The sequence below is a fragment of the Micromonospora avicenniae genome (assembly GCF_900156065.1).
Lineage (GTDB): Bacteria > Actinomycetota > Actinomycetes > Mycobacteriales > Micromonosporaceae > Micromonospora > Micromonospora avicenniae.
In genome coordinates this window covers 1-22,570 of the sequence record NZ_FTNF01000018.1, presented here as the reverse complement: position 1 = coordinate 22,570, position 22,570 = coordinate 1, and the positions used below count along the sequence as shown (strand labels likewise).

16 protein-coding genes and 1 rRNA gene are annotated in these 22,570 nt (G+C 74.8%); 3 read left to right on the top strand and 14 right to left on the bottom strand.

Annotated features, from left to right (window positions below; genetic code table 11):
* Nucleotides 1–54 precede the first annotated feature (54 nt).
* From BXA10_RS23305 to recN, 7 genes are all read right to left on the bottom strand, one after another.
* Nucleotides 55–2,355, bottom strand: a complete 2,301-nt coding sequence (locus BXA10_RS23305) for a hypothetical protein (protein ID WP_245828396.1) — start codon at nucleotides 2,353–2,355, stop codon at nucleotides 55–57.
* Nucleotides 2,355–3,524 (bottom strand): glycosyltransferase family 4 protein, encoded by a 1,170-nt coding sequence (locus BXA10_RS23300; protein ID WP_076472957.1) that lies wholly within the window; start codon nucleotides 3,522–3,524, stop codon nucleotides 2,355–2,357. Before BXA10_RS23300 ends, BXA10_RS23305 begins: the two co-directional genes overlap by 1 nt.
* Nucleotides 3,521–5,230 carry a murein biosynthesis integral membrane protein MurJ gene (murJ, locus tag BXA10_RS23295; RefSeq protein WP_076473018.1) on the bottom strand — a complete coding sequence of 570 codons (1,710 nt, stop codon included), beginning with the start codon at nucleotides 5,228–5,230 and terminating at the stop codon, nucleotides 3,521–3,523. Before murJ ends, BXA10_RS23300 begins: the two co-directional genes overlap by 4 nt.
* A gap of 1 nt (nucleotide 5,231) precedes the next feature.
* Complete coding sequence (locus BXA10_RS23290) at nucleotides 5,232–6,098, bottom strand: hypothetical protein (RefSeq protein ID WP_139338102.1); 867 nt, start codon at nucleotides 6,096–6,098, stop codon at nucleotides 5,232–5,234.
* 49 nt (nucleotides 6,099–6,147) lie between these two features.
* Nucleotides 6,148–7,089: a copper transporter gene (locus BXA10_RS23285; protein WP_076472956.1), complete on the bottom strand. Its 942-nt coding sequence runs from the start codon at nucleotides 7,087–7,089 to the stop codon at nucleotides 6,148–6,150.
* 25 nt (nucleotides 7,090–7,114) lie between these two features.
* Nucleotides 7,115–8,293 carry a putative cytokinetic ring protein SteA gene (gene steA, locus BXA10_RS23280; RefSeq protein ID WP_076472955.1) on the bottom strand — a complete coding sequence of 393 codons (1,179 nt, stop codon included), beginning with the start codon at nucleotides 8,291–8,293 and terminating at the stop codon, nucleotides 7,115–7,117.
* 119 nt (nucleotides 8,294–8,412) lie between these two features.
* Nucleotides 8,413–10,170, bottom strand: coding sequence for a DNA repair protein RecN (gene recN / locus BXA10_RS23275; RefSeq protein ID WP_076472954.1), 1,758 nt, complete (start codon nucleotides 10,168–10,170; stop codon nucleotides 8,413–8,415).
* 79 nt (nucleotides 10,171–10,249) lie between these two features.
* On the opposite strand from recN, the gene BXA10_RS23270 reads away from it, so the two are divergent.
* Nucleotides 10,250–11,236: a helix-turn-helix domain-containing protein gene (locus BXA10_RS23270; RefSeq protein ID WP_076472953.1), complete on the top strand. Its 987-nt coding sequence runs from the start codon at nucleotides 10,250–10,252 to the stop codon at nucleotides 11,234–11,236.
* 45 nt (nucleotides 11,237–11,281) lie between these two features.
* On the opposite strand, the gene BXA10_RS23265 is transcribed toward BXA10_RS23270, so the two are convergent.
* From BXA10_RS23265 to BXA10_RS23245, 4 genes are all read right to left on the bottom strand, one after another.
* Complete coding sequence (locus BXA10_RS23265; RefSeq protein WP_076472952.1) at nucleotides 11,282–15,001, bottom strand: S8 family serine peptidase; 3,720 nt, start codon at nucleotides 14,999–15,001, stop codon at nucleotides 11,282–11,284.
* Nucleotides 15,002–15,266: 265 nt separating this feature from the next.
* The gene (locus tag BXA10_RS23260; protein WP_076473017.1) at nucleotides 15,267–16,151 is read right to left on the bottom strand and encodes an NAD kinase; all 885 of its coding nucleotides are present in this window, start codon (nucleotides 16,149–16,151) and stop codon (nucleotides 15,267–15,269) included.
* Between the two features lie 94 nt (nucleotides 16,152–16,245).
* Nucleotides 16,246–17,100 carry a TlyA family RNA methyltransferase gene (locus BXA10_RS23255; protein WP_076472951.1) on the bottom strand — a complete coding sequence of 285 codons (855 nt, stop codon included), beginning with the start codon at nucleotides 17,098–17,100 and terminating at the stop codon, nucleotides 16,246–16,248.
* Between the two features lie 321 nt (nucleotides 17,101–17,421).
* Entirely contained in the window at nucleotides 17,422–18,102 is a 681-nt protein-coding gene (locus tag BXA10_RS23245; protein WP_076472950.1) for a phasin family protein, read from the bottom strand.
* A 113-nt stretch (nucleotides 18,103–18,215) separates the two neighbouring features.
* Here BXA10_RS23245 and BXA10_RS23240 point away from each other — a divergent pair, with 113 nt between their 5' ends.
* Nucleotides 18,216–18,554, top strand: coding sequence for an SCP2 sterol-binding domain-containing protein (locus BXA10_RS23240; RefSeq protein ID WP_076472949.1), 339 nt, complete (start codon nucleotides 18,216–18,218; stop codon nucleotides 18,552–18,554).
* Nucleotides 18,555–18,698: 144 nt separating this feature from the next.
* Here BXA10_RS23240 and BXA10_RS23235 read toward each other — a convergent pair whose 3' ends face one another.
* Nucleotides 18,699–19,718, bottom strand: coding sequence for an HAD-IIA family hydrolase (locus BXA10_RS23235; RefSeq protein ID WP_076472948.1), 1,020 nt, complete (start codon nucleotides 19,716–19,718; stop codon nucleotides 18,699–18,701).
* The gene (locus BXA10_RS23230; protein ID WP_139338106.1) at nucleotides 19,715–20,668 is read right to left on the bottom strand and encodes a tetratricopeptide repeat protein; all 954 of its coding nucleotides are present in this window, start codon (nucleotides 20,666–20,668) and stop codon (nucleotides 19,715–19,717) included. The genes BXA10_RS23235 and BXA10_RS23230 overlap by 4 nt, the downstream gene beginning before the upstream one ends.
* Between BXA10_RS23230 and BXA10_RS31625 the strand changes: the two genes are divergently transcribed.
* Complete coding sequence (locus BXA10_RS31625) at nucleotides 20,573–22,387, top strand: hypothetical protein (RefSeq protein ID WP_175649283.1); 1,815 nt, start codon at nucleotides 20,573–20,575, stop codon at nucleotides 22,385–22,387. The genes BXA10_RS23230 and BXA10_RS31625 overlap by 96 nt on opposite strands.
* A gap of 91 nt (nucleotides 22,388–22,478) precedes the next feature.
* Here the strand turns inward: BXA10_RS31625 and rrf are convergent.
* Nucleotides 22,479–22,570 (bottom strand): 5S ribosomal RNA (rrf, locus tag BXA10_RS23225); the annotation flags it as partial.

Genomic DNA, 22,570 nt, shown 5'->3' with positions numbered 1-22,570 from the left:
GGACGCAGGCCGCACCGAGGTCACGGCCGCCACGACGAGGCGATCGGCGGTCGGTCAGCGCGCGGTGACCGGGCGCGACGGCCGGGGCGACGGCACCGGCGGCCGCCGGTCGGCCCGGGCCTCACCCGGGTCGGCGGTCCGGCCGGCACCCGTGCCTCGATCCGTGGCCGGCGGCTCCTGGCCTGACGGAGTCGGACCGGACGGGTCGGCCAGTCCGTCCCCGGCCACACCCGCGTCCTCGGCACGGGTCCGCCCGGCGGTCGGCACGGTCCGGTCGGTCGAGTGGTCCAGCACCCGCAGCGCGGCCAACGCCGCCATCGGCACCACCAGGGCGGCCGCCGCACCGGCCACGTCCAGCGCCACACCGCCGAGCACACCGCCGATGACCGCCGCCACGGCGGTGCCGGCCATCGCCGCCCGGATCGCCGGGTAGATGCCGAACAGCCGCATCAGCCCGCCCCAGGGCTGCAACAGGGCGAACCACACCAGCAAGGCGCCGGCCAGGGCCAGCACGGTCAGCGGGCTGCTCACGAGGGTGTCGAAGTTGGCGGTGCTGGAACGGTGCAGCGGAAGTCCGCCGGAGCCGTCGCCGATGGCGGCCAGGAAACGACCGAGGCTGCCCCGCTCCACCGCCGGGCGACGCAGGTCCACCACCGCGAGGCCGATGGTGACCGCCATCGCCGCCACGACCGCCCAGGCCAGGCGGCTCACCGTCAGCCAGCCGCCCGCGCTGATCACCGCCGCGACGCTGAGCCCGCCGGTCAACGCGATCGCCCCGACCGGATCCGCGCCCAGGTACGGGCTGCCCACGATCACCACGGCCAGGCCGGTGACCGCCACCATCACCGCCGGCCGCCAGCCCTTGCGTACGTGCTGGGCGAGCCAGCCCGCACTCAGCAGCGCGGCGGCCAGGAACACCCCGAGCCCGACGGTGCCCAGCCCGGCGTACCGGCCACCTGCCTGCGCCGAGTAGCCCACGACGCCGTTGAGCTGCAGCCGCGACCCGGTCAGCACGTCGGCGCCGACGACGAGCACGGTGAGGGCGGCGACCGCGCCCAACGGCCCGAGGGTGCTGCGATAGCCCGGCACGAACCGGACCGCTGCGGTACCGGCGACCACCAGCAGGGCGGTCACCCCGGCGAACGCCAGACCGGGCCGGTCCGCCCGCCACCACGGCACCGCGTCGGCGAGCAGCGCGGCCGGCACCGCCAGCGCGGCGGCGATGAGAAGCAGTTCCACCAGCGCCACCACCCGCCGCGGAACCGGCTCCGGGCCGTACGGGCCGGCGTGCCGGCGCGCCCGGCGCAGCAGCGGCAGCACCGCCACGGCCAGCAGCATCAGGGCGGCGGCGAGCAGCGTGAAGAACCAACCGGCGACGCCCCGCTGGTTCGCCGCCTCCCGTTCGGCGTCCAACGGTTGGGCGATCGCGTCGGCCAGGTCCGGGCGACCGCCCACGGCCACCGCCGGGCGACCCACGAAGGGGCGCTCCGGCATCGGCCTGCCCAGCGCGGCCAGCGCCGTCGGCGCGAGGTCGACGAGCTGCACGTACCCGTCCCGGCCGGTGGTCGCGGAGGTCAGCCACCCGCCCTCCCAGCCCGGCCCGTCGGCGACCGCCACGTGCAGCCGGGCCGACCGGTCGGTGTCGGAGACCCCGGCGACCAGCACCAGCGAACGCGGTGGACGGGCGGCGAGCACCCGGGCCAGTTGCCGGTCGGCCGCCCGGGCAGCCGCCACCCGCTGCGCCTTCGTGGCGCCGTCGACGGTGCCGAGGTCGACGATGCTGAGCACGCAGGAGCCGAGCAACTGCGTCGGGTCGTCCGGCAGCGCCGGCGCGTACCGGTCCACCCGACCGAACGGCCGGGCGGCGGCCACCGCGGCGCCGGGGCCGACCGCCACCGAACAGCGCACCGACTCGGAGAGCGACCCGGGCATGGCGCCCCAAGGCAGCTGTTCCTGGTTGAAGTGGACCACTGTCTCCTGGTCGGGCAGATTCGCCCCGTTGCCGTCGGGCCGCTCCACGGCCACCGTCTGCGCCGGGCAGCTGCCGGCGGGCCGGTTACCGGACCACGCGGCGAAACTGCCCGCGCCGAGGGTCAGCCAGCCGTCCATCGGGCAGGTGGGGCGGTGCGCGGAACGGACCGACAGGGAACCGATGGAGCCCTGCTCGGCCATCCGCCACAGCGTGGGCGTGGTCTGCGGGTCCACGTCCTCCCACCGCAGCCCGGCGACCCCGGCGATGACCACGAAGTCGGCGGTCCGGTGCGGAACGCTGCGCTGCGGGCGGGCGGCGAGCGCCGTGACGCCGAGCACCACCACCATGAGGCTCAGCACGACGGGGAGAAGTCGGCGCAGCATCAGCGTGGTCCCGACCTGGGTGTGTCGACGTTTGCGGCGGCCGGGCCGCCGGGCTGCGCGGCAACTTCGGCGTAGAGCGCCGCCAGCGTGGCGACGGTGTCCGCCTCGGTGGGCCAGGTGGCCGCCCGCTCCGCGCCGCGCCGGCCCAGCGCGGCCCGCCGGTCCGCGTCGTCGAGAAGTTCCCGTACCGCGGTGTCGACGGCGTCGACCTCGCCGGGTGGCACCAGCACCGCCGCGTCGCCGACGAGATCCGGCAGGCCGCCGACGGCGGTCGCCACCAGCGGTACGCCGGCACGCAGCGCCTCCTGCGCGAAGAGCTGGCGGGCCTCCCAGTCGCTGGTGACCACGGCCAGGTCCGCGCCGGCGAGCAGGTCCGCCACGTCGGTGCGGTGACCGAGCAGGGTCACCGGTGCCCGGGCCGCCGAGATCCGCGCGGCCAGCGCCAGGTACGCCGGCCCGCTGCCGGCGATCACCACTACCGGCGCCGGGTCGCGGGTACGCCACCGCGCGGCCGCGTCGATCAGCACGTCGTACCGCTTCTGCGGGTGGAGCCGGCCGACCGAGAGGATCAGTGGCTGGTCGGCACGGACGCCGAACTCGGCGCGGACCGCGGCCGGGCGGCGGCGCGGGGCGGGCAGGGTGGGTGCCGCGACCGGGGCGAGCCGGGCGTCGGCGGCGCCGAGCGCCGCGGCCCGGTCGACCAGGTCGGCGGAGGCGCCGAGCGCGACCCGGGCGCCCCGGGCCACCACCCGCTCGACGAGCCGGGACAGGGTGCCGCGCAGCCCACCGGCGAGCACCGCGTTGTGCCAGGTGACCACGACCGGCGCCGCGGGCCGGGCGAGCACCGCGACGAGCCCCGCCCGCAGGCCGTGCGCGTGCACCACGTCCACCGGGGTGGTGGCCAGGGCACGGCGCAGGGCGGCGACCGCTCGGGCGTCGGCCGGGGTCGGTTTGGCGGGGATCTCGACCGGCTGGAAGCGCGCACCGACACCGGTGAAGTCGAACTGTTCCTGGGTGGCCGCCGGACCGCAGACCAGCACGGTGGCGCCCGCGGCGGTAAGCCCGCGGGCCACCGACCGGACGTGCTGCCCCACCCCACCGGTGCTGGAGGCGAGCAGCAACGCCACGCTGCCCGGCCAGTCGGGTGTCGGTTCCGTCGCCGCGCTCACCCGGACACCGTCTCCTTCCCGTCACCCCGCTCCGGAGGGCTGCCGTCCTGCTCCTGTTCCGCACCCGCGTTCCCGCGGCCCCGCGCACCGCCGCGGCCCAGGCGTCGCAGCACCCCGGCGAGCAGCGGTCGTACGGCCTGCCGGTCGACGAGCCAGACCACGGTGAGGAACACGACGCCGACCAGAACTCCGGACAGCATGCCCTGACCGAGTGCCGCCGCCATCGTCGGGGTGCCGTCACCCGGCGTGTCGAGCCACCGGAGCACGCCCACGCCGGCGAGCGCCCCGGCCAGCCCGCCGAGCAGTCCGGCCGCCGCCGCCCGGGGCGTACCGGCCAGCGCCGCGGAGCCCGCGCTCCGGCGTACCGCGATGATCAGCAGCCCGCCCAGCAGCAACATCCCGACCGAGTTGGCCAGCGCCACCGCCAGCACCCGGTCGGCGAGCGGCAGCAGGCGCCCGAGCAGGATCGCCAGCACCGGTACGGCCAGCCAGCCGACCGCGGTGGCGAGGGTCGCCGACCGGGTCGCGCCGCGCGCGTAGAGGGCCCGGGTGAGCACGGCGAAGAGGCCGTAGCCGAGCAGGCCGGGCGCGAACCCGATGATCGCCGCCGCGGTGGTCGCGGCGGTGTGCGGGGAGTGGGCGAAGAAGAGCTGTCCCACCGGCTGCGCCGTGCCGGCCAGCGCGGCGGCGCCGAGCAGGCTGAACAGCACCACGCCGCGCACCGCCGGGGCCAGGGTCTGCCGGTAGGCCCGCTCGTCGCCGGCCGCTCGGGCGGCCACCAGCGTCGGATACGCGGCCACCGCCAGCGGTACGGCCAGCACCGACCAGGGCAGGAAGTAGACGGTCTGCGCGATGTTGTAGGCACCCGGGTTGGAACGGGACCCGAAGGTCACCTGGTGGAGGGCGACCGCCACGGCGATCTGCTGCGCCGTGACGGCCACGATCCCGGCCGTGGCCAGCCCACCGACCCGGGCCCGGACGTCGGCTGGGAACCGGTAACCGGGTCGCAGGCGCAACCCGAGCCGGCGCAGCGGGATCAGCAGCGACAGGGAGAGCACCACCACGCCGAGGGTGGTGCCACCGGCGAGCAGCAGCTCACCGCCCCGGCTCACCGATCCGACCGTGGCGAGCAGCCCCTGCCAGGCGGTGAAGCCGAGGTAGACGGCGATCACGGTGAGGCTCGAGAGCAGCGGGGCGATCACCGGCCAGGCGAACCGTCGATGCGCCTGGAGCACCCCGGTGAGCACGATACCGATGCCGTAGAGCGGCAACTGGGGCGCGAAGAGCAGCAGCATCCGCGCTCCCACCTGCTGCTGCTCGGCGTTGAGGCCGCCACCGAGCAGGCCGATCAGCGGGTGGGCGAGCAGCGCCACGACCACGGCCAACGGCACGAGCAGACTGAGTGTCCAGGTCAGCAGCGCGCTGGTGGTGGCGCTCACCGCCCGGCGGTCGCCCGCCTCCACCGCACCGGCCAGCAGCGGTACGACGAGACTGGCCAACGCGCCACCGGCGACGATCTCGAAGACGATGTTCGGCAGGTTGTTCGCGACCACGTAGGTGCCGCCGAGGTCGGTGTCGGCCAGCGTCCAGGTGAACACGGAGGTGCGGCCGAAGCCGGCCAGGCGGCTGACGACGGTGAGGACGGCGATGAGCGCGGCCGCTCCGGCCACTCGGCCGGCGCCGGCGAGGGGTGCCGGTCTGGTCACGTCAGTCGGCGCGGCGGCCCAGCGCGTCGAGCTCACGCAGCCCCGGTGTCCGCTGGATCACCTGCGTGAAGCTGACCTTCTCGCTGGCCGCGGTGAGACCGGCGAGCACGGCGAGGAGACCGGCCCGGCCCAGCGGGCCGGTGCGGGCGGCGAGCGCGACGCCGAGCACCGCGCCGAGGGCGTTCGCGCCGCTGTCGCCGAGCATCACCTCCTCGCCGAGGTCGTCCGGGAGCAGCCCGGCGGCCGCCCCGGCCGCCCCGGCGGCGATGCCGCCGTGCGGGCCGCCGGCGAGCGGCGCGCCGAGCAGCAGACCGGACTTGAGCGCCCGGCCGGGACGCAGGTCGAGCAGGTTGAGCAGGTTCGCGGTGCCGGCGACCACGCCGGCGCCGAGGAGCACGTCGGCGCCGCGGCCGAGCGCGCCCAGCCGGGCCCGGCGACGGTGCCCGGCGACCCGTGGGTCGGCGGCGAGCAGCGCGGCCGCGCCGAGCCCGGCGGCACCCACCCCGACGATCTTGATGAGGCCGGCGGTGACCCGCCCCTCCCGCAGCGCGGCGAGATGACCGGCGAAGCCCTTTGCCGTCTTCTGCTCCGGCCGGGCGCCGACCACGTCGTCGTAGAGCCCCACCGCGCCCGCGCCGAGGCCGGCGACCATGCTCGCGGCGCCGGACGCCACGCTGGTGGCGCCGAGCGCCGCCGCACCGGACGCGCCGACGGCGAGCGCCGGGCCCGCCGCGAGGCTCACCGAGCGGCCCCGGAAGTTGGTACGCGTAAGCGCCGGCCCGGCCGGGGAGGTGCGCACCCCGCGCAGCGCGTACCGGGCGGCGATCGCCCCGGCGCCGGCGGTCAGCAGCCGGCCCAGCATGCTCACGCGCTCGCTCCGATCGGTTCGTCGACGGGTATCCGGGTACGTTGTTCGCTCACTGGGGCAGTTTAGGCAGCAGCGACTCGGCGTTGTTGCCCACGCCGTACTGGCCGGCCTTCTTCTCGGTGAGCTGCTGCACCAGGGCGAGGGTGGTGACCAACTGGCCCTGGATGGTGTTCGCGTTGTCGACGGTGGAGATCGACTGGGAGAGCACGGCGTCGCCGCGAACGCTCGCCACGAGGTTGCCGCCGTCGGAACCGTTGCCGCCGACCACGATCGCGCCGGTCCGATCGAACTGCTCGGCGACCTTCACCACCGACTCGTCCTTCTTGGCGGAGTCCTTGTCCACGTACGGCTGGCCGCTGACCACCACGACGGCCTCCGCCGGCCCGCTGATGCGGTCCTCGGTGGTGAGGTAGCCGTCGTTGGTGTACGCGGCCAGCACCGCCCGCCGGTCGGCGTCGGTGACCGGCGGGACGCCCGCCCCCCGGTCGAGCAGCACGCTGGCCAGCAGCGCGCTGGAGGTCTCCACGCCCTGGCCGTTGCCGGGCAGGGTGCTGGTCTGCGCGCTGGTCGGCCGGACCGCGGTCACCGCCAGCTCCAGCAGGTTGTTGTTGTTGTCCGGGTTGATGAACTTGTCCTGCAGGTCCACCCGGCCGGTGACGTTCGCGCCGGCCAGCTGGAGCGACTTCAGCACACCCTCGGTGTGGTCCCGCCCGGTGGGCAGGCTGATCACCAGGACCCGGCGGCCGGTGAGTTTGCCGGGGAGCACGACCTGCGCCATCTCCGCCGCGAAGCCCTCTTCCGACTCCAGCTCCTTCTCCATGTTGTTGACGGTCTGGCGCATCTGCTGGTTGTCCTTGCGCAGAGCGGTGACCTGCTCCTTGAGCGAGTCGGCCACCGGGCCGTTGAGGGCGGCCGTGCCGACCACCAGGCCGATGGCCAGCGCCAGGAACACCGCGGTCAGCGACACCACGTGGTAGCGGAAATTGATCACGCTTGCAGCCTCTTGATCGTCGGAGCTAGAAGAGCTGGCCGAGCTGGAAGACGAAATTGTCCCACCACTCGGAGACCACGCCCAGGTACGCCTTTCCGACCGTGGAGACGGCCACCGCGGAGGCCATCGCGGCGATCGCCGAGAGCACCAGCAGCAGCAGCGAGGAGCCGGAGATGCTCTGCCGGTAGAGCCGGCTGACGCCCTTGGCGTCGACCAGCTTGCCGCCGACCTTCAGCCGGGTGAGGAACGTCGAGGCCATACCGCCTCGGCCCTTGTCGAGGAACTCGACAAGGGTGGCGTGCGTGCCGACGGCCACCAGCAGCGAGGCGCCCTTCTCGTCGGCGAGCAGCATGGCGAGGTCCTCGCTGGTCGCGGCGGCAGGGAAGGTCACCGCCGGTACGCCGAGCGCGGTGACCCGGGGCAGGCCGGGCGCCCGCCCGTCCGGGTACGCGTGCACGATCACCTCGGCGCCGCAGCGCAGCACGTCGTCGGTGACCGAATCCATGTCACCGATGATCATGTCGGGGGTGTAGCCCGCCTCGACCAGCGCGTCGGCCCCGCCGTCGACGCCGATGAGCACCGGCTTGAACTCCCGGATGTACGGGCGCAGCACGTCCAGGTCGGCCTTGTAGTCGTAGCCACGGACCACGATGAGGCAGTGCCGGCCCTGGATCTGGGTCTCGATCTCGGGGACGCCGACACCGTCGAGAAGCAGGTCCCGTTCCTGCTTGAGGTAGTCCATGGTGTTGGCGGCGAACGCCTCCAACTGCACCGACAGCCCCTCCCGGGCGTCGGCCATCGCCTTGGCCACCGTCTCGGCGTCCTGCAGGGCGCCGTGCGCCACCGGCTCGTCGCCGACGTAGACCGTGTTGCCCTCGATCCGCACGGTGTCGCCCTCGCGGATCTGCTCGAAGATGCCCTCGCCGAGGTCGTCGAGGAGCGGGATGCCCGCGCCGATGAGCACCTCGGGGCCGAGGTTCGGGTAGCGCCCGGAGACCGACGGCTTGGCGTTCAGCACGGCCGCGACGCCGACGGCGACCAGCGAGTCGGCGGCCACCCGGTCCACGTCGACGTGGTCGATCACCGCGATGTCGCCGGGGCGGAGCCGGCCGACCAGCCGCTTCGTACGGCGATCCAGACGTGCGGTGCCGAGGACACTGCCCGGTTCCGCGTTCCGGGTCCGGCGCAACGTGGGTAGACGCATCCTGACCATCCTGGCATGTGAGGCAGGGATTTCTGTCGCGACATGCCTGAGCAGGGCCGCCTACCCAGGGAAGCACACCAGAGCGCAGGCTGGTGTGCTTGCGCTCACAATACCGGCGGTCACGCCCGCCTTTCCTTGGCCGCCACGGCCAGAAGCTCCTCGGCGTGAGCGATACCCAGATCCGAGTCCGGCAAACCTGCGAGCATCCGGGCGAGCTCGCGGGCCCGTTCTGTGTCCTCCACCACACGCACCCCGCTGGTGGTCACCGCGCCCCCGGTGTCCTTCGCGACCACCAGGTGCCGGTCGGCGAACGCGGCGACCTGCGGCAGGTGGGTGACGACCAGCACCTGGTGACTGCGAGCCAGCCGGGCCAGCCGGCGCCCGATCTCCACCGCCGCCCGGCCGCCGACACCGGCGTCGACCTCGTCGAAGACCAGGGTGGGCGGGCCGCCGGAGCCGGCGAAGACCACCTCGATGGCGAGCATGACCCGGGACAGCTCACCGCCGGAGGCGCCCCGCTGCAACGGCAGCGACGGCGCGCCCGGATGGGCCAGCAGCCGCAGCTCGACCTCGTCACCGCCGTCCGGGCCGACGCCGACCTCGGATCCGTTGACCGTCAGGGTCGGCTCCGTGCGATTGGCCGGCCGGGGCACCACCGCCACCTCGATCCGGGCGTGCGGCATGGCCAACCCGGCCAGCTCGACCGTGACCTGCTCGGCGAACCGGTGGGCCGCTTCCTGTCGGGACACCGACACCCGGCCGGCCAGCTCCGCCACCTCGGCGGCGAGCCGCTGCCCCTCCCGCTCCAACTCGTCGAGGAACTCGTCGGACGTGTCCAGCTCGGACAGTCGCGTACGGGCCCGCTCGGCCCAGGCGATCACCCCGTCGACGTCGTCCGCGTACTTGCGGGTCAGCGCGCGCAGCGCGGCCCGCCGCTCGTAGACGGTCTGCAACCGGGCCGGGTCGGCGTCGAGCGAGGCGAGGTAGGTCGACAGCTCGGCGGAGACGTCGGTGACCAGGGTGGCCGCCTCCTCCAACCGCGCCGCCAGGTCACCCAGCGCCGGGTCGGTGCCGGCCTGCGCCTCCAGTGCCCGCCGGGCGGCGCCGAGCAGGGCCGTGGCGTCCGGGGTGTCGTCGGCCGCCTCCGCGCCGCCGGCGACGCACTGCTGGGCGATCTGCGCCGCGGTGCGCAGCCCCTCGGCGTGCTCCAACCGCTGCGCCTCGGCCTTGAGCTCGTCGTCCTCGCCGGGCTGCGGGTCGACCCTGGTGATCTCGTCGAGCCCCAGCCGCAGCAGGTCGGCCTCCTGGTGGCGCTCGCGGGCGTTGCGCCGCCGGTCGGCCAGGTCGTCGACCACCCGCCGCCACCCGGTGTACGCCTCGCGCAGCGTCTCGAGCAGCTTCTCGTGCTCCGGGCCGGCGAACCGGTCGAGCGCGGCCCGCTGCTCGGCCGGACGCAGCAGCCGTAGCTGGTCCGACTGGCCGTGCACGGCGACCACCTGCTCACCGACCTCGCCCAGCATCGACACCGGCATGCTGCGGCCACCCACGTGCGCCCGGGATCGGCCCTCGACGGTAACCGTGCGGCTCAGCAGCAGCGAGCCGTCCTCGTCCGGTTCACCGCCGGCGTCGGTGATGCGGGCGTGCACCGTCTCGGCGACCCGGCCGGTCAGGCGCAGCCGCCCCTCCACCACGGCACGGCCGGGCTGGGCCCGCACGCGCCCGGCGTCGGCCCGACCGCCGAAGAGCAGGCCGAGGCCGGTCACCACCATGGTCTTGCCCGCACCGGTCTCGCCGGTGATGACGTTCATGCCGCCGGTCAACGGCAGCGTGGTGTCCTCGATGACGCCCAGTCCGGTGATGCGCAGCTCCTCCAGCACAGCACCTGACAGTAGACGCGCAGTCCGACAGTTGACCAGCCGACGACCCCACGTCGGGCGGCTCGTACAGTTCAGCTCCGTGTTTGAGGTGATCGGCCTGACCCCGGCTGAGGAGCAGCTCTACCGCGCTCTGGTGCGGCTCACGGCCGCGCGGGTCGACGAGCTGGTCGAGCGGCTGCGCTGGCCCCGTACGGAGGTGCTGACGCAGCTGGACGCGCTGCGCGGCAAGGGGCTGGTGCCGCCCGCCGGAGCGGACCCGGACGCCCCGCTGCGGCCGCTCGCGCCCGACGTGCCGCTCGGCGCGGCGCTGCTGCGCCGGCAGGAGGCGCTGGAGACCGCCCGCGCGGCGGTCAACCAGCTCACCGAGGAGTACCGGGCCGGGATGCGCCGGCACGACGCGGCGCACCTGGTGGAGATCGTCCGAGGCGCCGGGGCGCTCCGGGAACGCCTGCGTGACCTGCAGAACGGCGCCCGCGACGAGGTGTTGTGGTTCTGCCGTGCCAACCCGTTGGCCATGGTGGGGCAGGACAACCTCGAGGAGTTCGACGCGCTGGCCCGCGGGGTGCGCTACCGGGCCATCTACGAGCGCGAGATGCTCCTCGAACCCGGCGCGTTGGAGGACCTCGAGAACGGGGTCCGGGCCGGCGAGCAGGCCCGCGTGCTCGACCGGCTGCCGGTGCGGCTGGCCATCGTGGACGCCCGCACGGCGATCTGCCCGCTGGTGCCGGACGGGGCCGGCGGCGAGACGAGCGCCGCGGTCATCGGCCGCAGCCAGCTGCTCGACGCGCTGCTCGCCCTCTTCGAGAGCCACTGGCGCATCGCCACCCCGCTGCGGTCGACCGGCACACCGGTGCACGAACCGGCCGGTGACGACTTCCGGCCGGACGCCGACGAGACCCGGCTGCTCGCGCTCTTCGTGGCCGGCGTGCCGGACAAGTCCATCGCCTCCCAGCTGGGCGTGAGCCGTCGTACCGTGCAACGGCGGCTGGCCGACCTGATGACCGCCGCCGGGGTGGACACCCGGCCCGGGCTGGCCTTCCAGGCCGCCCGGCGCGGCTGGCTCTGAGACCGGTGGTGGGGGCGGGACGTACCCGTCCCGCCCCCACCCGCGTCAGCGCAGGCCGTACGCGTCGATCACGGTCTGGTCGACCGTGTTGCCGGTGCGGTCGCCGGCGTGCACCCGCAGCGACACCGTGCCGCGTCCGGCCGGCACCGTCGCCGTGAACCGGGTGCCCGAGCCCTTCACCGACGCCGGCCGCCAGCTGTGGCCGCCGTCGAAGGAGACCTCGACCCGCAGGGTGGTGCCGGCCGGCTCGGCCACCCCCACCGGCTGGCGCAGGGTCAGCCCGAGGTTGTGCGCCTTACCGCCCGGCACCTCGCCGTGCAGGTCGGCCGGCACGTCGTAGTCCACCTGCAGCAGCGGCAACGGCTGCGCCGCGTCCCCGGCCGGCCGGGCCGACGTGAACTGCCACGCCGTCTCCGTACGCGTGGCGCGCACCCACTCGTCCGAGGAGCGCTCGGTGGTGACGTCCAGCCGGTAACGCGCCGGACCCGGGGTGGTCGCCACGGGCGCCCAACCGCCGGACAGGTCGGCGATCTGCTCGCCGTCGCGGCTGAGCCGGGCCTGCACCGTGTCCTGCTCCTCGCCGGCGCCGGCCGGGCTGTAGTGGCCGTCGGCGTCGACGAACTCCAACACCCGCAGGTCGAGCTCGTCGCCGGTACGCGTCGGCACCGGCCCACCGGCCGGAACGGCCGGACGCACCACCGGGGCGTACCAGCTCGTGGCGATCTTGTCGTCGGCTGCGTACCGGCGCGGCTGCTCGGTCAGACCACCGAGCAGCGGTCCCCAGTTGGACTGCAGCTTGTGCAGCACCCGCTGCTGCCACCACGAGTCACCGGAGCTCACGAACTCCTGCCGGGTGGTGCCGGTACGCACCATCCGCTTGTCGTCGTTCCAGGAGTACTCCTGCCACGGCCGCCAGCCGAACCGCTGCTCGGTGGCCCAGTCGAACCCGCCGGTGTCGCCGTAGTGGGCGGTGACCTCGGCGGTGTTCGCCGCGGTGACCTTGTGCACGATCTCCTCGGGGATCCGGCCCTTCGACACCTGCCACACGTCGTACAGGTAGGGGCTGTCCACGGTCAGCGTCAGGTCCACCATCATCCGGCCGGTCTTCGCCGCCGCGATCAGCTTCTGCCCGTCGTCGTGCGCCACCACCATCGAGGGAATCGGCAGGCGGTCTCCGGTGGGACTCCAGACCGTCCACGCGCTGAAGTCGGCCGGCCGGACAATGAACACCGACGCCGCGCCGGCTGCGGCCGCGGCCGCGATCTGCTCGTCCTCCGAACGGTCCAGGCTGCCCTCGACGACGACGGCAGCGCCCCGGGCCCGGGTCAGCTCGGCGGGAGTCCCGCCGCCACCCCAGACGACCGGCAGCTTCCGCCGGCCGGACGGTGCCGGGGACTGACCCAGCAGGTTGATGTCCAGCGGCCCGGAGACCTTGCTGAACTCGGCGTCCACCATGGGCGCGACGAGTTGCCAGCGGGAGGAGAACTCGAACTCGCCCTGCCGCACCGGCTTGGTCGGCGTGACGTTGACCTGCTGAACGGTGCTGAACGTCATCGTGCCGTGGTCGATCTGCCGGCCGTTGCCGAAGATCCGGTGCTCGTAGAAGCTGATTCCCGCGTACTGCTCGGTCGGTTTCGGCGTCTCGATCCGCACCGGGGTCCCCTTGCGCGGGTCGAGCACCACCGTGAGGTCCCGGTCGACGGTCAACTCCGGGTCGGTGACCAGGGTGAGCTGCTCGTCCAGCGGTGCGCCGTGTTCGATCAGGGCCTCCACCAGGTACGGGCCCTCCTCGACCTGCACCTGCAACTCACCGGCGATCCAGCCGAGGTAGTCGGACTCAGGATGCTCGCCGAACAGGGTGAGCACCGGCGCCAGGCCGGGCTTCCCCGTCATGTCCAACGCACGCAGCGTGACGGTGTGCAACGGGCCGGCGAGGGTCAGGCCGACGGCGGTACGCACGGCGACACCGTCCGCGCCCGTGGCGACCAGCCAGCCGCTGTGCAGGCCGCGATCCAGCTTCGCCGGGTCGGCGTGCAGCGCGACGGGCACGCTGCCACCGGCCGGCACGGTCACCTCGCTGGCGCCGACCGACACGCCGTCGGTCTCGGCCACGCCGCCGTCCAGGTTGCGCAGCTCCAGCGCCAGACGCAGGGTCTGCGGCGCGCTGGTGCCGTTGGTGTACGTGACGGTCCGCTCGACCACCGGACCACCGGTCGAGACCCGGCCGAAGTCGGCGGTGGCCGACCCGTACACCCGCTGGCCCAGCGCTCGCGCCACGTCGACCCGGCCGCCGCCCTGCTCGAAGACGGTCAGCTCGGGATTGTTCTTCGCGGTGCTGACCAGCGCGTCCTTGAGCTTTCCGGCGGTCCAGTCCGGGTGCTCCTGAGCGAGGATGGCGGCGGCGCCCGCGACGTGCGGGGTGCCCATCGACGTCCCCGACGCGGTCGTGTACGCGTCGCCCACCGGCGTACCCATGCTGGTGCCGGCGGCGCGGGCCGCGACGATGTCGACACCAGGGGCGGTGATCTCCGGCTTCAGCCCGTTGTCGCCGACCCGCGGTCCGCGGCTGGAGAAGTCGGCCAGGTCGTCGTTGCGGTCGACCGCGCCGACGGTGAGCGCCGAGGTGGCCGCGCCGGGGCTGCCGACGCTCTGCGCGGCGCCCTCGTTGCCGGCCGCGACCACGAAGAGCGTGCCGGTCTCGGCGGTGAGGTCGTTGACCGCCTGGCTCATCGGGTCGGTGCCGTCGGTCGGGCCCCCGCCGAGGCTCATGCTGACCACCTTGGCGCCGGAGTGGGCGGCCCACTCCATGCCCTCGATGATCCCCGAGTCGTAGCCGGAGCCGGAGTCGTCGAGCACCTTTCCGACGAGCAGCTTCGCACCGGGCGCGACGCCCTTGCGCAGCCCGTCGGAGGCCGCGCCACTGCCGGCGATGGTGGCCGCCACGTGGGTGCCGTGGCCGTGGCCGTCCCGGGTGCTGCCGCCGCCGGTGAAGTCCCGCGCCTCGGCGATCCGCCCGGCGAGGTCGGGGTGCGTGGCGTCGACGCCGGTGTCGAGGACCGCGACCTCGACACCGTTGCCGTCGCGGCCGGCCGCCCAGGCCGCCGGGGCGCCGATCTGCGGCACGCTGTGCTCCAGCGCCGGGTGGACCCGGCCGTCCAGCCACACCCGGGCGATGCCGGCCCCGAGCCGCACCGCCCCGCCGGCGGTCGTACGGCCGGCCGGCGTGCTCCGCAGGGTGTTCCACAACTCGTCGAGCTCACCCTTGCCGACGCGCAGCGCGGCGCCGTTGATGCTCTCCAGCGGCCGGGCGGCGGCGGCCCCGGCCAGCGGCCGGACCCGACCGGCGGCCGGCTCCTGGTAGCGGACGATCAGCGGCAGGCTGCCCTGCGCGGCGTCGCCGTACCCCTGCGCGACGAGTTCCTCCACGTCGAACAGGTCGGCGTCGAGCACCCCGGCGGAGACGTACGGCACGACGTCGCTGGGCAGCACCCGCAGCCCACCGTCGGCCGACACGGTCTGGAAGGTGATCCGCTCACGACCGGGTCCCGGGTGGACCGTGGCGGCAACGCGGCCGGGGGCTGCCTGGGCGAGCTCGACCTGGTCACCGGTGATCAGGGTGATGCGGGCGGGCGCGGCGCCCGGGGCGGGCGGGGCCGGGCTCGGGCCGGCGGGCCGGGCGGGCGGATCGGCTGACGCCGGTGCGGCGAGCCCGACCACCAGCGCCCCGACCGCGCCGGCGGCGAGCCAGCGTGGGGACCAGTGCATGAGATGCGCTCCTCTACTCCAGAATCGGCACCCCTCGGGGGCGACCGATCGGAGTCTGCGACGGAGATCACCTAGTGGTCACTAGCTGGCGCACGCCGCACCGGCGACATGTCGCCAGGTGGACACATGGGCCGCGACGGAACGACCGCCGCGTGTCCGACAGGTTACGGACAGCCTGGTCCGGGTCGCGCCGACACGCGGGGGCGGAAGGGTCTGGGTGCCCGGCCGAGACCCGGCGAGTCGGGCTGGGCGTGGCCGGTGCCGCTCAGCGACGCGAGCCGCGCCACCCCTGCACCGGCAGCCCGAACTTGGCCACCAGGCGATCGGTGAACGGGCGGTCCCGCAGCCGGACGATCCGCACCGGCAGCGCGCCCCGGCGCACCGTCACCCGGGCACCCGGCGGCAGGTCGTACACCCGTCGGCCGTCGCAGCTCATCACCGCGAGCGTGGTGAACGGATCCACGGTGATCGCGAACGTCGACGTGGGCGCGGTGACCAGCGGCCGGCTGAACAACGCGTGCGCGCTGATCGGCACCAGCAGCAACGCCTCCACCTCCGGCCACACCACCGGCCCGCCGCCGGAGAAGGCGTACGCGGTGGAGCCGGTGGGGGTCGCGCAGACCACACCGTCGCAGCCGTACCGGGACAGCGGCCGGCCGTCCACGTCGACGAGGAGCTCGAGCATCTGCGCCCGCTCCCCCTTCTCGACGCTGATCTCGTTGAGGGCCCAGGACTCGATCGTCGGCCCGCCGTCGAACTCGGCGGTGACGTCGAGGGTGAGCCGCTCGTCGACCGTGTAGTTCCGGGCGACCACGTCGCGGACCGCGCTGTCCAGGTCGCCGATCTCCGCCTCGGCGAGGAAGCCGACCTTGCCGAGGTTGATGCCGAGCAGCGGCACCTTGGCCGGCCGCGCCAGCTCCGCCGCACGCAGGAACGTGCCGTCCCCGCCGAGCGCGAAGACGATCTCAGCGCCCTCGGCGGCCTCCAGGCCGGTGACCGGGACGACGCCGGGCAGGTCGAGATCGTCGGCCTCCTCGGCGACGACGCGCACCTCGAAGCCGGCAGCGATCAGGTCGGCGGCGACCGCCCGGGCGTGCTCGGTGCTGCGCCGGCGACCGGTGTGGGTGACCAGTAGCGCGGTCCGGCTCACCGAGCCCACCTCATCGCCACGGGCCGCCGCGAGGCATCCGCCGCGACCCTGTCCCGGGTCGATCGGCCTGCCGCGCTACCTCCGCTGCTCGCGTTCACCCTGCGACCTCCTCCGCCGCCGCGCCCGGCACGTCACCGGGCGTCACCGGGCCCCGCGGCCCGGCCGCAACCACCGCCCGCACCCGTTGCGGGTCTGCCGGCGGCGCGTCCCGGCGTAACCATACGAAGAACTCCACGTTGCCACTCGGCCCCGGCAGCGGACTCGCGGCCACGTCGGCCAGACCGAGGCCCAGCTGCGCGGCGGCCGCCGCCACGTCGAGCACCGCCTCGGCGCGCAACTCCGGGTCACGCACCACCCCGCCGGCACCCACCCGCTCCTTGCCGACCTCGAACTGCGGCTTGACCATCAGCGCCAGATCACCGTCCGGCCTGGTGCAGCCGGCCAGCGCGGGCAGCACCAGCCGCAGCGAGATGAACGACAGGTCCGCCACGGTCAGGTCGACCGGACCGCCGATCGTGTCCGGGCCGAGTGTGCGCACATTGGTCCGCTCGAAGACCCGGACCCGTTCGTCGGTGCGCAGCGGCCAGGCCAGCTGGCCGTAGCCGACGTCCACCGCCACCACCTCGGCGGCGCCGGCGCGCAGCAGCACGTCGGTGAAGCCGCCGGTCGACGCGCCGGCGTCCAGGCAACGCCGGCCGGTGACGGCCAGCCCACCGAACGCCTCGAGCGCGCCCGCCAGCTTGTGCCCGCCTCGGGAGACGTACTCCATGGTCGGATCCGCGCCGGTGACCAGCAACGCGTCGGCAGGGTCGACCATCGCGGCCGGTTTGCGGGCCGGTACCCCGCGCAGCTGGACCCGGCCGGCCTCCACCAGCGCGGCAGCCTGCTCACGGGAGCGGGCCAGGCCACGGCGGACGAGCTCGGCGTCCAGCCGGTTGCGACGTGCCATTCGTTCTCCGGTCTCAGGCCTGGTCGATGCCGGCCAGGGTCTCGCGCAGCGTCTCGTACGCCGCCTCGTACTGGGCGATCTGGTCGGCCGGTGCGAGCGACGAGGCGTTGATCATCGCTTGCACTGCCGCATCGACCGCGGGGTGCCCCTGCCCGTCGAGATCATCGGCGGACGGTGGCGCCGGGCGCACACCGGGCGCCGGCATCCCGGGACGCGCTCCCGGCGGTGGGCCGGGCCGCGCGGCGGGCAGGCCACCGGACGGCGGTCCGGGCCGGGGCCCGGGCGAGCCGCCAGGCGGCGGACCCGGACGGTACGGGACGGTCACTCGGCACCGCCCGGCTGCTGCTTGCGAACGGCCTTCTTCGGCGGGTGCGCCGGTTCGGCGTCCCCACCGGTCGGACTGAGCGTCCCGGGCGAGCGCCGCATCACGGCCTTGCCGGGCTCGGCCTTCTTCGCGACCGTCTTCTTCGCCACGGCCTTCTTCGCGACCGTCTTCTTCGCGACCGTCTTCTTCGCCGGCGGTGTGGCGACCGGGGCGGAGAGCGACTCGGCGGACGGCACCGGGCCGGCGGGAGCCGGCGGCCCGCCAGCCGCCGCGTCACCCTGGGGCGCGGTCGCCGGGGCGGGAGCGTGCGGCGGGCCACCGGCGGCCGCCGCAGTCCGGCTCGTGCCGGCTCCGGGCGCGGCACCGGCGCCGGCCGAGCGCGCCTCCCGCAGCTGGCGCTCCAGGTCCTGCACCCGCCGGGTCAGCTCGGCGACCTCTTCGGCGGTGGCGAGCCCGACCCGGCCGAGCGCACGGTCGACCTCGAAGCGGACGAGCTTGGTCAGCGCGTCGCGATTCGCCATGCCGGTGGAGACGAGTTCCTCGCCGAGCGCCTGGAGCTGGGCGGCCGTCGTGCCACCCGAACCGACGACCCGGCGCACCACGTCCTGGGCCTTCTTCCGGGGCGCCTCCGTCAGGCCCATGGCCAGCTCGAGGTAGGCGCGCCACGCGTCCTGCATGCCTGAGTCCTTCCGCGGGGCGGGGTTTGCAGGTGTCACGCTACCGGGCACCGGTGACCGGCCCGTGCGGTACGGTGCCGAGGACGGCGTGGCTCACGGTGAGGAGGCGACGGGTGGCCAGCGTGGACGAATGTCGGCAGGCGTTGCAGGAGCTCGCTGCCCGGCTGGACCGCAACGCCGAGACGGTGCGGGAGCGCGTCGACCTGGACCGCACGCTCGCCTGCCGGATCACCGACCTCGACACCGCCTTCCACGGTCGTCTGACCGGAGGCCGGCTGATCGACCTGACCGACGGCGACGACCCGAAGGCCAAGATCGCTCTGAACACCAGCAGCGACGACCTCGTCGCGCTGGTGCGCGGCGATCTCGACATCGGCCGGGCGGTGGCTTCCCGCCGCGTGTCGATCAAGGCCAACCCGTTCGACCTGATGAAGCTCCGCAAGCTGCTCTGACGACGGGCACGCCGAGGCCGGCGGAGGCGACGGCCTCACGCGCCGTCGGCGGAAGGTCCCGTGCCGGCGACGTCCGCCCGGGCCTCGACCACCGGCGCGCGGCCGCGGCGCGGCCGCGCGCCGGTGGTCGAGGCCGGCGCGCGCTCAGGCGGGAAGGCCGAGCGAGGCCAGCACACGAGCGACGTCCGCCGACGCGGCACGGATCGGTGGCACCGCCGGCGCCGACCAGGCCGCGGCGCACAAGGCGGCGAGCGCGTCCAGCGGGGCCCCGTCGCCGCCGAGCTCCAGCCCGCCGTCGCGTGCCGTCACCGACCAACCTCCGGCGTCCGTCGGGCCGGGCACCCGCACCACCGCCGCCGGGTCGAAGAGCCCGGCCAGATCCCGCGAGACGTACGTGGGCCGGCGCGCCGGCTCGGCGGCGAGCAACTCGGGTACGTCGCTGACGCCGGTGAGTACGAGCAGGCTGTCCAGTCCGGCCCTGCGGGCACCCTCGATGTCGGTGTCCAGCCGGTCACCGACGACAAGCGTCCGGCCACCGGCCACACGACGGGCGGCGGTGGCGAACAGTTCCGGCTCGGGCTTACCCACCACCACATCCGGGTCCCGGCCGAGCGCGGTACGCACGACGGCCACCAGGGAGCCGTTGCCGGGCAGCGGGCCCCGGGCGCTGGGCAGCGTGCGGTCGGTGTTCGTGGCGACCCAGATCGCGCCGGCCCGGACCGCCACCGTGGCCTCGGCCAGGTCGGCCCAGCCGACCTGCGGCCCGTACCCCTGCGCCACCGCCTGCGGGGAGTCCTCGGCCCGGTCGACCGGTACGAGCCCGACCGCGGCCATCTCGGCACGCAGCGCCTCGGCACCGACCACGAGCACCGGGGCACCGGCCGGCAGCCGGTCTCGGAGCAGCTCCGCGGCCGCGGCTGCGCTGGTGAGCACCTCCTCCGGCCGGGCCGGCACACCCATGCCGGTGAGCAGTTCGGCGACCTGGCTCGACCGGCGTGAGGCGTTGTTCGTGGCGTACGCGACCGCCCGCCCCTCGGCGTGCAGCCGGCCGACTGCCTCGACGGCGCCGGGGATCGGCCGGTCGATCAGGTAGATCACACCGTCCAGGTCGAAGACGACCTGGGCGTACCCGTCGACCAGCCGCGCCCCGGCGTTTCCCGTCACCGGGCGACCGGACCCGTCTCGTCGTCACCCACCGGAGCCTCCGCCCCGCCACGCGTGCCGAGGTCCGGGTCGTCCGGGCCACCCCGGCCGACCACGTCGTCGCGAGTCACCCGCTCGCCCTCGGCCGGCCGCGTCTCGTCGTCGTCGTCGGAGTCGTCCTCGTCGGAGTCGTCGTCGTCCGCGTCGGAGTCGTCGTCGTCGTCCTCGTCGTCGGAGTCGTCCTCGTCCTCGTCGTCTTCGTCCGCGTTCGCGACGAGGTCGACATCCGGCTGGGCCGGCACCGCGCCGGGCGTACCCGGTCCCGCGGCGATCTCCTCCGCCGTCTCGTCGTCCTCCTCGTCGCCCTCGATGAGCACGCCGTCGAGCTCGAGCAGCCGTTCGGCGGCATCGGTCTCTCCGTCGGTGTCCACCTCGGCGGCGCGGGAGAACCATTCCCGTGCCTCTTCGCGCCGGTCGGCGGCGAGCAGCGCGTCGGCGTACGCGTAGCGCAGCCGCGCCGTCCACGGCTCGGTCGTGTCGCTGGTCAGCTCGCGTACCTGGAGCATCGCGACCGCGGCGTCCTTCTGCCCGAGGTCGCCGCGCGCGCCGGCGGCGACGATCAGCAGCTCGATGGAGGTCGCGGGGTCGAGCGCGTCTCGGTCGGCGCCGCGGAACAGGTCGATGGCCCGCTCCGGGCGGCCGAGCGCGCGCTCGCAGTCGGCCAGCACCGCGATGTGGCTCTGCAGCCCGGTCATCCGGTGGTACGTCCGGAGCTCGGCGATCGCCGTCTGCCACTCCCCCGCGTGGTACGCGGCCAGCCCGACCGCCTCCCGTACGGCGGCGATCCGGGACGCCAGCCGGCGGGCGGCCAACGCATGCGCCAGCGCCTCGGCCGGGTTTTCGTCGATCAGCACACCGGTCGCGACCAGGTGCCGGGCGACCGTCTCGGCGACCGGCTTGGCCAGCGACAGCAGCTCGGCGCGGACATCCTTGTCGAGATCGGTCGCGACGATCTCATCGGGCAGCGCGGGAGCGGCGACGCGGTCGCCCGCAGCCCGCTCCGGCCCGCCCTCGTCGCGACGGCCACCGTAGCCGCCCTCACCCCGGCGGTCCTCGAACCGGCGCTCATCCCGGCGCGGCCGCTCGCCACCCCGGAACCCGCCTTCACGGTCCCCGCCGCGGAAGCCGCCCTCACGACGGTCCCCACCCCGGAAGCCGCCCTCACGGTCACCGCTCCGGAAGCCACCTTCACGGCGCTCACCGCCGCGGCTGTCCCGGTCGCCGCCCCGGAAACCACCCTCGCGGCGCTCACCACCGCGGAAGCCACCCTCACGACGGTCCCCACCCCGGAAGCCACCCTCACGGTCACCACCACGGAAGCCACCCTCACGGCGCTCACCACCGCGGCTGTCCCGGTCACCGCCCCGGAAGCCGCCCTCACGACGATCGCCACCGCGGAAGCCACCCTCACGGTCACCACCACGGAAGCCACCCTCACGACGGTCACCACCGCGGAAGCCAGCCTCACGACGGTCGCCGCCCCGGAAGCCACCCTCACGGTCGCCGCCCCGGAAACCGCCCTCACGGCGCTCACCGCCCCGGAAGCCACCCTCACGGTCACCGCCCCGGAAGCCACCCTCACGGTCACCGCCCCGGAAGCCACCCTCACGACGGTCACCGCCGCGGCTGTCCCGGTCACCGCCGCGGAAACCGCCCTCACGGCGCTCACCGCCCCGGAAGCCACCCTCACGGTCACCACCGCGGAAGCCACCCTCACGGCGCTCACCGCCGCGGCTGTCCCGGTCGCCGCCCCGGAAACCGCCCTCACGGCGCTCACCGCCCCGGAAGCCACCCTCACGGTCACCACCGCGGAAGCCACCCTCACGACGGTCACCGCCGCGGCTGTCCCGGTCGCCAGCGCGGAAGCCGCCCTCGCGACGGTCCCCACCCCGGAAACCGCCTTCGCGGTCGCCGCCCCGGAAACCACCTTCACGGCGCTCACCACCGCGGCTGTCCCGGTCGCCAGCGCGGAAGCCGCCCTCGCGACGGTCCCCACCCCGGAAACCGCCTTCGCGGTCGCCGCCCCGGAAACCACCTTCACGGCGCTCACCACCGCGGAAACCGCCCTCGCGGCGCTCACCGCCCCGGAAGCCACCCTCACGGTCACCACCGCGGAAGCCACCCTCACGGCGCTCACCACCGCGGAAACCCTCACGGTCGCCACCGCGGAACTGGGCGTCCCGATCAGCGGGGCGGAAGCCACCCGGGCGGTCGCCGGACCGGAACCCGCCGGCGCGGTCGCCGCCGCGGTAACCGCGTTCACGATCCCCGCCACGGAAGCCGCCCTCGCGGCGGTCGCCACCACGGAAACCGCCTTCGCGGTCATCACGCCGGAAGCCACCGCGCTGCTCGCCGCCGCGGAAGCCCTGCGGGTCCCGATCGGCGCCACGGCGATCGCCGCCACGGAACCCCTGGTCCCGGTCGCCCCCACGGAAACCCTCACGGCGGTCGCCGCCGCGGAAGCCGCCCTCACGGTCGCCGGCGTACCCACGCGAGCCGCCGCGGTTGTCGCGGTCTCCGCGGTACGGCGGCCGGTCGCGGTCGTCACGCCGCGGCGTCCGGTCACGCCCGCCCGACCGGTCCGTACGGTCGTCTTGACGGCGGGGGCGGTCGCTGCCCTGCGGTCCTGAACTCACGGGGTACATCCTTCCTGATTGCGCCACCTGCGGCGCTACGCAGTCGAGGGCCGACCCGGATGGGGCGGCCCTCGACTGGAAAAATGTCCGGCGGTGTCCTACTCTCCCACACCCTCCCGAGTGCAGTACCATCGGCGCTGGAGGGCTTAGCTTCCGGGTTCGGAATGTTACCGGGCG